At 38.5% G+C, this 15,276-nt stretch carries 6 protein-coding genes; 5 read left to right on the plus strand and 1 reads right to left on the minus strand.

The window, feature by feature from the left end:
* Positions 1–143 precede the first annotated feature (143 nt).
* The 5 genes from EJ994_RS05680 to EJ994_RS05700 all read left to right on the plus strand — a co-directional run bounded on the left by EJ994_RS05680 (position 144) and on the right by EJ994_RS05700 (position 12,301).
* Positions 144–2,195, plus strand: a complete 2,052-nt coding sequence (locus tag EJ994_RS05680; protein ID WP_054557957.1) for a helix-turn-helix domain-containing protein — start codon at positions 144–146, stop codon at positions 2,193–2,195.
* Between the two features lie 1,114 nt (positions 2,196–3,309).
* Positions 3,310–6,144: an excinuclease ABC subunit UvrA gene (gene uvrA, locus EJ994_RS05685; RefSeq protein ID WP_126593654.1), complete on the plus strand. Its 2,835-nt coding sequence runs from the start codon at positions 3,310–3,312 to the stop codon at positions 6,142–6,144.
* Between the two features lie 44 nt (positions 6,145–6,188).
* Positions 6,189–6,875 (plus strand): TIGR00730 family Rossman fold protein, encoded by a 687-nt coding sequence (locus tag EJ994_RS05690; RefSeq protein WP_099574848.1) that lies wholly within the window; start codon positions 6,189–6,191, stop codon positions 6,873–6,875.
* Positions 6,876–6,934: 59 nt separating this feature from the next.
* The gene (locus EJ994_RS05695) at positions 6,935–9,733 is read left to right on the plus strand and encodes a metalloprotease (RefSeq protein ID WP_241240867.1); all 2,799 of its coding nucleotides are present in this window, start codon (positions 6,935–6,937) and stop codon (positions 9,731–9,733) included.
* A 156-nt stretch (positions 9,734–9,889) separates the two neighbouring features.
* Complete coding sequence (locus tag EJ994_RS05700) at positions 9,890–12,301, plus strand: thiamine pyrophosphate-dependent enzyme (protein ID WP_126591584.1); 2,412 nt, start codon at positions 9,890–9,892, stop codon at positions 12,299–12,301.
* Between the two features lie 52 nt (positions 12,302–12,353).
* Here the strand turns inward: EJ994_RS05700 and EJ994_RS05705 are convergent, their stop codons facing one another.
* Positions 12,354–15,134, minus strand: coding sequence for a M16 family metallopeptidase (locus EJ994_RS05705; protein WP_126591585.1), 2,781 nt, complete (start codon positions 15,132–15,134; stop codon positions 12,354–12,356).
* Positions 15,135–15,276: the final 142 nt, after the last annotated feature.

Consider the following 15,276-nt stretch of genomic DNA (forward strand, 5'->3'; position numbering starts at 1 on the left):
TAAAGTTTCAGGAGGGCATAAAAATTATGGCGCGGCAATGTAACTTATGACGCAAAAGATGCTTTTTCCTCTAAATCGATGGCCGTTGGCGATAACGCATAATTCTCTATATTTTCCCTAATTTAGAGCCAGCAAAAAACAACATGTCAAATCCATCGGCCAAAAAACCAAACTTTATAGAACAAGCGGAAGCCCTAATTCTGGAAAATTTGGCCAACGAACAATTTGGGGTGTCCGAACTTGCGGAAGCTCTGCACATGAGCCGATCCAACCTGCTCCGGAAGATCAAGAAACAGACACAGCTTTCTGCAAGCCAGTTTATACGTCAAGTCCGTCTTAAGGAATCAATGAAACTGCTAAAGGAAGATTCTTCAACGGTTTCCGAAATTTCATATCAAGTAGGTTTTGGAAGCACTTCCTATTTCATTAAATGCTTTCGAGAACAGTACGGATATTCTCCTGGGGAGCTTGGAAAAAGTGATGTAGAAGTTGAAATCGAACAGATTAAACCAAACTATTTGAAACTATACCAATGGCCGATTATTGCTGCAACATCCTTAGCACTGATACTTGTAGCCATAATACTGTTCAATAAAAAGGATGCTATAAATGAACCGAAAATTGAAAAATCCATTGCAGTATTGCCCTTTAAGAATGAGAGCAGCGATTCCACCAATCTTTATTTTGTAAACGGACTGATGGAATCTGCTTTGAACAACATTCAGAAGATTGAAGACCTGCGGGTCATCAGTAGAACCTCGGTAGAGAAATATAGAAAAACGGACAAGGGTATTCCAGAGATTGCCGAGGAGCTGCATGTGAACTACTTGGTAGAAGGTAGCGGTCAGCGTGTCGGTGATCAGGTGTTGCTCAACATACAATTGATCAACGCTTCTACGGACACCCCTATTTGGGTAGAACAGTACAGTCGGGAAGTTGAGGACATTTTTGAATTGCAAAACGACGTGGCCAAGAAAATTGCAGATGCCATTGCAGCCGTCGTAACACCGACAGAACTGGAGCAAATTGAAAAAAAACCAACTGAAAACCTATTGGCCTATGATTACTACCTACAGGCATTGGACCCTTATTATTCTCGCTCAGAAGAAGGCTTGGAAAAGGCCATTTCATTATTCGAAAAAGCTATAGAACAGGATCCAGAATTTGCCCTCGCCTATGCCAACATCGCTATCTCATACTATCTTCTAGAAATGTCGCAAATAGAGAAACAGTACACCGAAAAGATTAACAGCTTTGCGGATAAGGCCTTGCTTTACGATTCAAAATCCGCCGAAAGCTTGGTCGCAAAGGCCTTCTACTATATACAAACTAAGGAGTACAAATTAGCCTTACCACATCTTAATAAGGCACTGGAGTATAATCCTAATTCATCGTTGGCAGTACAAATGCTTGCGGAATTTTATTCGCATATGCTGCCCAATACTGATAAATACCTAGAGTACGCATTAAAAGGGGTTCAGCTAACCGTTGCTAGTGATTCCATTACTCAGAGCTATACGTATTTACAACTAAGTAATGCGCTTGTATCGTCAGGATTTGCAGATGAAGCTTTAAAATATATTAACAGTTCGTTGGATTATAATGCTGAAAATTTTTATGCTCCACATTTAAAGGCATTTATACTGTTCGCCAAGGACGGTAATATTGAGCGTACAAGGAATTTGTTGATAAAGGAATGGAAGAAAGATACGACTCGGCTTGATATTTTACAGGACATAGGGAAGTTGTACTACATCGAGGAAAATTATGACAGTGCCTACTTCTATTTTAAAAAATTTGTGGAAACCAGGGAAGCAAATAGTCTGGATATTTATTTACAGGAAAATGTCAAAATTGCACTGGTCTATAAAGAGATGGGATTGGACAAGGAAGCTGAGAAACTATTTAATGATTTCTCTGAATATTGCGAAGGAGATCAATCCATTTATAGAAGTGTGAATCTGGTTTGGAAATACGCTTATGAAGGAAAAATCAATGAGGCTATCGAACAGCTTAGAATATTTTCCGAAACAGAGAATTATCTGTATTGGTTTTTATTAATCGAAGATGAACCATTGATAAAACCATTAAAGAGCCATCCAGATTTTGAGGAAATTATGCAGAAAATTAAGGATAGATTTTGGAAAAATCAGGCCGAGTTAAAAATATCTCTGGATGAAGAAGGCTTGCTATAATCCGTTAAAAAGCTTAGCTATTAATTCAAGGTTTTCACATAACGTAATTCCAAGTACCGTTTCATTTTATTCTTATTGTTTTTTATAACTTCCTTTTTCTACAAATTCTATCTTTTATGAAGGTCACCTAGTGTAAGAACAATTTCAATTTATCATTACAGATTCTTTTTACCTCTAATCCCTTTTACGCGATAAACCTTTTTCTGGATTCCCCCGCTTACAATGGAATTAAAATTTGAGAATGTTGTTTTGACCGATTTGTTTACCTCTTAAAAGAATTATCCGGTCAAAAAAGCATTTTTAAGAAAAGACCAAAAGATAAAACCTTTTAAAATCAATTAATTATTAGGTTTTAAATGTTAAGAAATATTAAAATAGAGTTAGCAGGATTCGAACCCCTATCTATTACTAATCTTCTCTTATTTAATATTGTGCACATTACAAATATTATTAGGAAAATTTATAGAAGTTCAATATTTTTATAAAGTAAACCGTATACGGTAGCGTATACGGTTTACACTAATACAGTAAAAATATATTTAATAACTACTTGTTTTTCAATAGGTTGTAAAACTAAAAAATAGCGGTTAAAGTTCATAACCCGGAGGCCGAGGGTTCAAGTCCCTCTCTCGCTACAAAAACAAGACCCTAAGGACATTTCTTAGGGTTTTTTTATGGATGTATTTAAGCTAGAGTCATCTAACTATTCCCTCCTTTAAGAACTTTCCATCCCTTGATCATAGTAGATTTTGAAATCTGATTTTCTAGAAGAAACTTCTTGGTTCCAAACAGTAGAGTAATAAACGCATTACCCTATGAATTTTAAAAATGAAATAAAACAATTTATAAAAGTATCGTTATATCTGAAATTCGATAAACATTAAGTTATTAGTAAACTACCACGAGGCAAGCCCACGAGGCATTCGTTGGAAACATATTTTCAATTTCGAGGCATGCCTAGGGGTATGAAACATTATGGCGGTGCCATAAATTTCGTTAAAAAATATCACTAGCCACTTGATGTAATCACGGTTAGTAAAACTGCAAAATGGAAATGGCCTTCAGTTCTTATTTCGCACTCAATATTGTACTTTTGCAACTTTGCTATGACTACATGATTAATTACGAAGAAAATATAGAGGTTAAGGGCGCTAGGGTTCATAATCTTAAGAATATAGATGTTACCATTCCAAGGGAAAAACTTGTCGTAATCACAGGCTTATCCGGTAGTGGAAAATCTTCCTTGGCCTTTGATACGATTTATGCGGAAGGACAGCGACGATATATAGAAACATTCTCCGCTTATGCCAGGCAATTTTTAGGTGGTCTAGAACGTCCGGACGTTGACAAAATCGACGGTCTGTCCCCGGTAATAGCCATAGAGCAGAAAACAACTTCAAAATCGCCAAGATCAACGGTAGGGACAATTACAGAGGTATACGATTTTCTTCGATTGCTTTTTGCACGAGCTGGGGACGCGCATAGTTACAATACGGGAGAAAAAATGGTGAGTTATAGTGATGCGCAAATAAAAGAGCTCATCATCACCTCGTATCGCGATAAGAAAATCAACGTTTTAGCACCCATCATAAAATCAAGAAAAGGGCATTACCGAGAACTTTTTGAACAAATCGGAAAGCAAGGTTTCGTAAAAGTGAGGGTTGACGGGGAGATTAAGGACATTGTTAAGGGTATGAAGGTTGACCGTTATAAAACTCATGACATAGAGATTGTAATAGACCGACTGAAAGTTATTGAAAACGATGATTTACATAAACGCCTAGGAGAGACCATAAATACCGCCATGTACAGTGGAGATAATGTATTAATGGTCTTAGAGGAAGGGACCGAAGTACCGCGTTATTTTAGTCGGGACCTAATGTGTCCGTCAACGGGTATCTCCTATCCTACTCCAGAACCAAATACGTTTTCGTTCAATTCCCCTAAGGGAATGTGCCAACGCTGTAGTGGCCTAGGACATGTCTATGAAGTAAACGAGCTAAAAATCTTCCCTAATAAAAAACTATCTATTAAAGGTGGAGGCATTGCCCCATTGGGGGAATACAAAAAATCTTGGGCGTTTAAACAAATTGAAACAATAGCCCAACGTTATGAGTTTAATTTAACTGATCCTATTCAAAAGATTCCTGAAGAGGCTATTGCGATTCTATTAAATGGTGGCCAAGAAAGTTTTGAAATAGATTCCAAGTCTTTAGGTGTAAAGCGTACCTATAAAATTGACTACGAAGGTATTTCCAATTTCATAAAAAGTCAGTTCGATAATGCCGAGTCTACCTCCATTAAAAGATGGGCCAAGGAATACATGGATAAGATTAGTTGTCCTGCCTGCGAGGGAAGTAGGCTTAGAAAGGAATCCCTCTATTTTAGAATCAACGATAAGAATATTGCCCAGTTGGCAAATCTAGATATCGCCGAACTTGCTGCATTTTTTGAAAAATTAGAGGCTAAACTAGAAGGAAACCAGCTAAAAATCGCTGAGGAAATCATAAAAGAAATACGCACTAGAATCAGATTCCTTTTAGATGTAGGTCTGGACTATCTTTCCTTGAACAGGAGTTCAAAGTCCCTATCGGGTGGTGAGGCACAGCGAATACGATTAGCAACGCAGATTGGCTCACAACTAGTAGGCGTTCTCTATATTTTGGACGAACCAAGTATTGGTCTACACCAGAGGGACAATAACCGATTAATAAAGTCCTTGGAATCACTAAGAGACATCGGTAATTCTGTTATCGTCGTAGAGCACGATAGGGACATGATAGAACGCGCAGACCATGTAATAGATATAGGACCTAAAGCAGGTAAGCACGGTGGTGAGATTATCTCCGAAGGCAAACCAGAACACCTTAAAAAACACAATACACTCACTGCAGATTATATTACGGGAGTTAAAGAGATCGCCGTACCCAAGACGAGAAGAAAGGGCAACGGTAAGAAAATTATCCTGTCCGGCTGCACGGGAAATAATTTAAAAAATATTAAAGTTGAATTCCCCTTAGGTAAAATGATTGGTGTTACGGGCGTTTCCGGAAGTGGTAAATCTACCTTGATAAACGAGACACTGTACCCTATTATGAACGCCCATTATTTTAACGGCGTCAAAAAGCCAATGCCTTATAAAAAGATTACCGGATTAGAGCATGTAGATAAGGTAATAGACATTAACCAATCTCCGATAGGCAGAACACCACGTTCTAATCCTGCCACCTACACAGGGGTATTTAGCGAAATTCGAGCCTTGTTCACCAAAACTCCAGAGGCCGCCATTAGAGGTTACAAACCGGGTCGTTTTAGTTTCAACGTTAAAGGGGGACGCTGCGAAACCTGCCAAGGTGGTGGACTTAGAGTGATAGAGATGAATTTTCTTCCGGACGTCTATGTGGAATGCGAAACCTGTAATGGAAAAAGATTTAATCGGGAAACTTTAGAAATTCGCTATAAAGGCAAATCCATCTCGGACGTATTAGAAATGACAATAAATGAAGCCGCATCTTTTTTTGAACTTATACCCAAAATACATCGTAAGTTAAAAACGATACAGGATGTTGGTTTGGGTTACATATCCTTAGGGCAACAAAGTACAACCCTTTCTGGTGGTGAAGCACAACGAATAAAACTGGCTACAGAACTATCCAAGAGGGATACCGGTAATACATTTTATATCTTGGACGAGCCCACAACAGGCCTCCATTTTGAAGATATTAGGGTTTTAATGGAAGTTTTGAACAAATTGGCGGACAAAGGAAATACGGTATTGGTCATAGAACACAATTTGGACGTAATCAAAATGGTAGATTATGTGATTGACATAGGCTATGAAGGAGGCCGTTCTGGAGGTCAGTTAGTGGCCTCGGGAACGCCAGAGAAAATTTGTAAGGACAAAAAGAGTTATACGGCAGAGTTTTTGCGTAAAGAATTAAAGCTGTAGAAAATAGCTCGCCAATTGAGGAAAATATACAAACAAAACATTTTATGAGAGCAGAAAAACATCATAAAGGATGGAACGAAATTAAGACCAATGACTCTTGGGCCATATTCAAAATAATGGGAGAGTTTGTGAACGGTTTTGAAAAAATGAGCAAGATAGGGCCCTGTGTATCTGTTTTTGGTTCGGCAAGAACAAAGGAAGATGACCCCTACTACAAACTTGCGGTAAATGTTTCCAAAAAGATAGCAGAGTCTGGCTACGGTGTAATTACAGGTGGCGGTCCTGGTATTATGGAAGCTGGTAATCGTGGAGCAAACCTCGCTGGAGGTACTTCTGTAGGTTTGAATATAGACCTCCCTTTTGAGCAACATGACAATCCTTACATAGATTCCGACAAAAGTCTTGATTTTGACTACTTCTTTGTTAGAAAGGTAATGTTCGTGAAATACTCCCAAGGTTTTGTGGTGATGCCGGGTGGATTTGGCACCTTAGATGAACTTTTTGAGGCGATTACCTTAATACAAACCCATAAAATTGGAAAATTCCCCATTATTTTGGTAGGTCGCGATTTTTGGACAGGGCTTATGGATTGGATAAAGGGTACTATGCTTAAAGCTGGAAATATTAGTCCAGAAGATTTAAACCTCATTAAAATTGTGGACACAGAGGATGAGGTGGTGGAGATAATCGATGCTTTCTACAAAGGTCATACCCTAAGCCCAAATTTTTAGAATTCAAATTGAAAAGACTCCCACAACATATTTTTTCCCTACTGGTTTGCCTATTCTTTATGGGGAGTTCTGTAGTATTTGCGCAGTATGAAACCAAGCTTACGGTAAATCTGAACGAGTATACCAAGGAGTTGGACATTAAGCAAGAATTTGTTTTTTATAACAACTCTAACTTTTCATTAGGAATCCTGTATTTCAATGATTGGGCTCATGCGTACTCAAACAAAAATACAGGCCTGGCAAAACGCTTTGCCCAAGAGTTTAAAAGGAGTCTTCATTTAGCAAAAAAGAGTGAAAGAGGATACACTACCATTGTTAGCGCTGTGGATAGCGAATATGTGGGGCTAAAATGGGAGCGCACTAAAGAATTGGACATTTTAAAGGTCACCCTGAACAAACCCTTACTACCTAAAGAATCCACTAGGGTATATCTTACTTATAGCGTTAAACTACCTCCTAATAAATATACTCCATACGGGTTTGATAATAAGGGTGAATACTATCTAAAAGATTGGTATTTAACCCCAGCTGTCTATGATGGCAAATGGCACCTGTACTCCAATAAAAACTTAGAAGACCTATATACGAACATTACCAAAACATCAATAGATTTTACCTATCCGGACAGTTTATATCTAGTAAGTAATCTAACTGAAAGTGCCGTAAGTAAATTCCCGGGTGGCCAGCATGTGCAATTAAGGGCAAAACGGCAAAAAAATGCTGAAATCATTTTACAGCCTACGAAAAACTTTACAACGCATGTAACATCTCATTTTACGGTTGTCACAGATATATCATCTCCAAAATACAGCCCAATAGGCCAAGCTATATCCATAAGCAAAGTAGCGGATTTTATCCATGAGAATTTAGGGGATTATCCACATAAAAAACTATTGGTTAGTGATATTGACTATGACAAAGACCCACTCTATGGTCTAAATCAACTTCCTTCCTTTATAAGACCTTATGAAGAGCAATTTCAGTTTGAAATGATGTTCCTCAAAACTTCTTTAAACAGCATTCTAAAGGAAACTATGTTCTTGAACCCTAGAAAGGAACAATGGTTAAATAGTGCTATTGCCAATTATTTAATGTTCGCCTTTGTGGAAAAATACTATCCTGATCAGAAAATGCTCGGAAAATTAGCACGCATTTGGGGAGTAAGAAGTTTTAATTTGGCTAAAATGGAATTTAACGATCAATATTCCTTTCTTTATAATCTTACCGCTCGAAAAAATTTAGACCAGGCCTTAAGTACTTCTAACGACTCCCTCATTAAATTCAATCAGAAAATAGCCAATAAATATAAAGCTGGTTTAGGACTGGCCTATTTGGCGGACTATATAGGAAAAGAAAAGGTAGATGAAAGTATTAAAACCTTTTTTAAATACTATCAGCTCAACAAAGTTAAAGTGTTGGATTTTGAATCCATTTTAAAAAGATCAACCAATAAAGATATCAATTGGTTTTTCAAGGATTATGTTTCCACGGACCGCAAAATAGATTTCAAGATAAAGAAAGTCAAAAAATCTGAAGATTCTCTAAGCATTACCATTAAGAACAAAGAAGGTACCAACGTTCCTATTTCGATGTTCGGATTAAAGAAAGATTCTGTCATTTCCAAATACTGGTTTAAGGATATAGCAGAATCGAAAACGTTTCAGGTAGCCAATAATGGAGAAGATAAACTGGTGTTGAATTACGATCAAAAAATACCGGAATTCAATCAGAGGGATAATTGGAAATCTTTAGGAGGTTTTTTGTCAAGTAATAAAAAACTACATTTCACTTTCTTTAAAGATTCTGAAAACCCCTATTACAATCAAGTATTCTATGTTCCCGTTGTAAATTTTAATATTTATGACGGATGGGCACCTGGACTAAGATTGTATAATAAAACCCTATTGGAACGTCCTTTCGTATATGACTTTGCGCCCTCCTATTCATTTCGTGAAAAGGCTTTCGTAGGGTACGGTAAGTTCAGTTACCGTAAATATTTAAGCAAGAGTGGGCTTTACGTGGCCAATTACAGCCTAAACGGCTCTACCTCGCATTTTAATGTCAACTCAAGGGTCATTTCTTTTACCCCGTCCTTTAGTCTCGGCTTTAGACCCGCGGACCTCATATCCAATAAAAGAGAGTTTCTTTCCTTTAGGTACATCAATATTTTCAGGGATTTTGCAGAAGGCCTTCAGAATGATTCTTTTGACCCTGAAAATCCGGATTATCGTGTGTTTAACGCTAGGTATATTAACCGGGATAACGATATTTTGGATTATAAATCGTGGTTCATAGATTTCCAATTGGCCAATAACTTTAGTAAAGTTTCCTTTGAGTACGAGTACCGTAAATTATTCGAAAATAATAGACAGTTAAACCTGCGTTTTTTCGCTGGTAAGTTTTTAAGTAATAGAACAGACTCGGACTTCTTCAGCTTTGCCTTGGACAGACCCACAGATTATCTCTTTGATTACGGCTACTTGGGAAGATCGGAAGATTCAGGGATTTACAGTCAACAAATAATCATTGCAGAAGGAGGTTTCAAATCATTTTTAGATGAGCGTTACCGGTTTTCCAATGATTGGTTGGCAACGACGAATGCCAGTTTTAATCTCTGGAGATGGATAGAACTGTACGGTGATGCGGGACTGGTAAAGAATAAAGGACTTCCCACTAAATTTGTATATGATTCCGGTATCAGGCTTAATTTGGTTACCGATTATTTTGAACTATACCTCCCTCTCCACTCCAATAACGGCTGGGAAATTGCTCAGCCCAACTACGGAGAAAGAATCCGTTTTATAGTCACCGTGGATATTAAAACAATCACCGGACTATTCACCAGACAGTGGTTTTAATTGCGTAATTCCTAAAATTCGAACCATTCCTTACTGCTAAAGTGTGTATTTACTAATTAATACCTGTTATTTTTAACAAAAATTCAAAAAATTAAGACATAACACTATTGCTAAAATGCTTTAGTTTCGGTAATTTTGCGGAAATAGCCGAAATATATGGACGTATCTTCCAAGACTAGCAATGATATCTCGTTTGAGGACTTCAAAGAGCAAATCATAAGCGATTATAAAATTGCTTTTCTCAGCAGGTCCTGCAGCTTACTTGGAAGGAAAGAAGTGTTAACGGGTAAAGCAAAGTTCGGAATCTTCGGCGACGGAAAGGAACTACCCCAATTGGCCATGGCCAAATCGTTCAGAAATGGTGACTTCAGAAGTGGCTATTACAGGGACCAGACTTTCATGATGGCCCTAGGTCATTTAAAGGCTAAAGATTTTTTTCACGGATTGTATGCCACTACGGATATGGCGAAGGAGCCCATGAGTGCAGGAAGGCAAATGGGAGGTCACTTTTTAACCTATAGTTTAAACGATGATGGAAGTTGGAAGGACTTGACCAAACAAAAGAACAGCAGTTCGGACATTTCATGTACTGCCGGACAAATGCCGCGCTTATTGGGACTGGCACAAGCTTCCAAAGTTTATAGGAATGTGCCCGGCATAGATTCGTCTAAATTTTCAGTGGAAGGAAATGAAGTGGCTTGGGGTACCATAGGAAACGCCAGTACTAGTGAAGGCATGTTCTGGGAAACCATAAACGCTGCAGGGGTGTTGCAAGTACCTATGGTCGTTAGTGTATGGGACGATGAATACGGCATATCCGTGCCAGCGAAACATCATACTACAAAAGAAGATATATCCAAAATACTATCAGGTTTCCAAAGAGATGAAACTCATAAAGGTTTTGAAATTCTTAAGGTAAAAGGCTGGGATTATACCGCCTTAATGCATGCCTATGAAAACGCGTCGGACATCGCAAGGCAAGAACACGTACCGGTATTGATTCACGTAACGGAGTTAACACAACCCCAAGGGCATTCTACCTCTGGTTCCCACGAACGTTACAAAGATGACGAAAGGTTGGCCTGGGAGCGGGACAATGATTGTAATAAAAGGTTCAAGGAGTGGATTATTGAGTCTGGCATAGCTTCCACTGAAGAACTAGACAAGCTTGAAAAACAGATAAAAAGAGAAGTAAGAGAGGCCAAAAAAGAAGCTTGGTCAGAATTTTTACAAGAAAATCAAACGGACAAAAAAAGGTTAGTACAGCTTTTGGATAAGGTGGCTTCCAAAAGTCCTAACAAAAATTTTATAGTTAGACTAAAGAACGATTTAATAGCGATTGAGGAGCCTATTAAAAAGGATATGGCCAAGGCCGCAAGAAAATCGTTACGATACTTAATAGGCGAAACCTCTACTGAGAAACAAGCACTATTGAAATGGACTTCAGATTTTTTGGAAGAAGAACAGACAAAGTTCAGCTCACATCTATACAGTGAAAAGGAGAATAATGCCACCAAGATAGCTGGTGTAGCGCCTCGTTATGCAGCGAACAATGAAAATGTAGATGGCAGAGTAATACTAAGGGATAATTTTGATAAACTATTCGAAAAATATCCAAATGCCCTTGTGTTTGGTGAGGATACAGGAGCTATTGGCGATGTTAATCAAGGACTAGAAGGTCTTCAGGAAAAGTATGGAGCTCTAAGAATTGCAGATACCGGTATTCGTGAAACCACTATAATAGGGCAAGGTATTGGTATGGCCCTAAGAGGTCTACGTCCCATTGCCGAAATACAATATTTGGATTATATCTTTTATGCGCTTGCCACCTTGACCGATGATTTGGCAACGCTGTTATACCGAACAAAAGGAAAGCAAAAAGCACCTTTAATCGTAAGGACCAGAGGACACCGCTTGGAAGGCATTTGGCACTCGGGTTCGGAAATGGGCGGTCTAATCCATTTATTAAGAGGAATGTACATTTTGGCACCTAGAAATATGACTCAGGCTGCCGGTTTTTACAATACTTTAATGAAGAGCGATGAACCTGCGTTAGTTATAGAAAGTTTAAACGGTTATCGTCTAAAGGAACCCAAACCTGATAATCTCGGTGAATTTTGCACGCCAATAGGAGTTATAGAGACCATGAAACAGGGTACGGACATTACATTAGTATCGTACGGGTCAACTTTGAGAATCGTAGAACAAGCGGCTTTAGAACTCCAAGAAGTTGGGATTGACGCCGAAATCATCGATGCACAAACCTTATTGCCTTTTGATATTAACATGGATGTTGTAAAAAGCGTAGCCAAAACCAATAGATTATTGGTAATAGACGAGGACGTTCCTGGCGGATGCTCCGCATATATCTTAAACGAAATCGTTGAAAAACAAGGTGCATACCGCTTTTTGGATAGTGCTCCGCAAACATTGAGCGCAAAAGCACATAGGCCGGCATATGGAACGGACGGAGATTATTTTTCAAAACCGAATTCAGAGGACATTTTCGAGAAGGTATATGCCATAATGCATGAAGCAAGCCCGAATGATTATCCAACACTACGATAAGGAATCAAAAAAAATCCCGCATTTAGCGGGATTTTTAATTTTCTTGCGATATCTAGTTTTTAATGTCTGAATCATTTTCCTTCATGGCGGGCATTTTAGGTTTACCGTCCGCATCAATTTCAATTATTGCATCAAAACCAAGTTCATCCAGCTTATCAGCGATTTTTGCCCTATCTCCGACCATAAACCAATTCACAGCATCTGGTTTTACCACACTTTTACTTACATCCCTTACTTCCTTCAGGGATAGGTTACGAACGTTACTATCATAATTCTGATAGTAATCGTCCGGTAAGTTATATTTCACCAGATTGGCAACGGAACTATTTACGGCACTATTGGTTTCCCATTGTCCCGGTAAACTAAGAACTTGATTGGTCTTTACTTTGTCCAACTCTTCTTGGGTCACTGGTCTCGTTGAAATAAACTCCGAAATTTCTTTTCGCAATTCGGTCACAGATTCCGCAGACTTGTCAGTTTGTACGGGAGCATAAACTATAAATGGCCTTTCTTCTTTGGCCCCAATTACAAAACCGCCGGCGCCATAGGCCCAGTGCTTATCTTCCCTGAGGTTCATATTTATCCTGGAGGTGAAATCACCACCTAAAATACTTACCATTTGTTCCAAGGCAATTTGAGGAATAGCTCCATATTTACTGGTTAAATGCCCTGCAAGAATAACGGACTGCTCAGATTCTGGCCTATCCATAAGATAAAGGGTGTTCTTGGAATTTACTTGAGGTTTAGAAAAAGTAATTGACGGTACAGTCGCTTTCTTCCATTTTCCAAATGCCTTCTCTAATTTATTTTTCAGCGTGACCATATCAACGTCTCCCGTTACCACCAAGGTTGCATTATTAGGTCTGATCCAAGTTTTATAGAACTGTTGTACATCATCCCTTGTTAAATTACCAACGGTGTCCTCATAACCGGTACCGGTGTAGGGATTACTGTAGGGGTGACCTTCGCCATATAAGTATTTATTCATTACACGTAGGGCCATTGAAATTGGTTGCGATTTCTCCTGTTTAATAGCATTGATTTGCTCACTTTTTAAACGATCAAACTCACTTTGAGGAAAAGCAGGATTTAAAACCACATCCGCGAATAAATCAATACTTGCATCCAAACTGGGTTTCAGAGTATTTAGATAAACGTTAGAATTATCCTGACTCGAAAATGTAGAGAGACTTGCTCCCAACAATTGTAGCTGCTCATTAATTTCAAGTGAATTCATTTCTTTGGTTCCTTCATCAAGAAGATTCATAGCCAAATCGGCGGTGCCAGGGCTAGAAAGAAAATCTGTTTTGTAACCTGCATCAAACATCATATTCATTACCACGGTAGGAACACCGGCCCTTTTCGCTAAAACCACATTAAGTCCATTGGCTAATTTAGTACGTTCCAACATTGGAAACTTCGACGTCTTGGTGGTACCCAATTCTGGTAACTTAGAACGGTCTACTGTGGATTTCTCAACGGCATACTCTGGAAAGGGATTACAGACCAAGATGTGTTTTCCTTGAGAGAACCATTTCTGAGCAGTATTCTTTAAATCCGAAATAGTGGCATCCTCTACATATTTTAATTGCGTTTTATAATATGATGCGTCTCCGTGATAAGTTTCGTTAGAAGCTAAAATATCCGAAACACCACCAAAACCTCCGATTCTTTCCAAACCTTTTATAAAACCGGAAAAATAGGCCGCTTTAACGCGCTTTAATTCCTTTTCAGTAGGGCCCTCGTTCATAAGTCTGGTCAGCTCTTCTACCATAATATCTTGAACCCTGTCCGAATCTTCACCAGGTTTTACATTTGCCCAGGTTATGAAACGACTTGCGATTTCACTTGAAGCTTGAAAGGAAACAACAGAACTCGCCAATTGGTCATCATAAACCAGTCGTTTATATAATCTAGAATTTTTGCCTGTTGTTAGAATAGACGACAGTAAATCAAAATGTAAATCCTCCCTAGAACCGAATTCAGGAGAATTCCAAGCGAATAAAATACGTGTTTCCGGCACTCTGTCCTCGTATACCTGATATGTATCATTTACCTTGTTCGGTATATTAACTTCCTGTCTTTCAATTGTTGGACCCGAGGGTATATCACCAAAATATTTTAATACTTTTTGATACACCTCCTGTGGCTTTATATCTCCTGCTACGGCAACAACCGCATTTGCCGCTCCGTAATAAGACTTAAACCACTCTTGTACGTCCTCTAGGGAAGCAGCGTTTAAATCCTCCATTTCTCCAATAACTGTCCAAGAATAAGGGTGTCCCTTAGGATACATGGCCTTAGTAAGATAGTTCCATTGTTTTCCGTAGGGCTGATTTTCGCCTTGTCTTTTTTCATTCTGGACAACACCTCTTTGCTCATCCAATTTGGCCTGATCAATAGCTCCCAATAAATGGCCCATTCTATCGGATTCTAGGAAAAGAACTTGATCTAGAGCGGATACCGGTACATTTTGAAAATAGTTGGTCCTATCGGAATTGGTGGTTCCATTTAAGTCCGTTCCACCAATGCGCTCTAAAGCCTGAAAATAATCATCGTTGAAATTTTCACTACCATTAAACATCAAGTGCTCAAAAAGATGTGCAAATCCACTTTTCCCGGGTTTTTCGTTCTTAGAGCCTACATGGTACCACACATTTACGGCTGCAATAGGCGCTTTATGATCTTCATGCACCAATAGCGTTAAACCATTTGGCAAAACAAAACGCTCATATTTTATGTCTATTTGATCTGCTTTGAATTCAAAATCTTGCGCATGTATCTGGGTAGTTCCCCAAATGGCGACTAGTAAAAAGAGAAATAGTTTTTTCATGATGTGTAAATTTTTTGATTTATCGTAAATATATGATTTCGTTGGTTTTAGAACAATTATTCTTGAAATCTTATAGAAATGACACATATTTTAGGCATTTATTAATCCTTACTATAGATTTGTGTTTCTGTATAGCTTTTCT

Origin of the sequence: Maribacter sp. MJ134 (genome assembly GCF_003970695.1) — a bacterium.
Taxonomy (GTDB): Bacteria; Bacteroidota; Bacteroidia; order Flavobacteriales; family Flavobacteriaceae; genus Maribacter.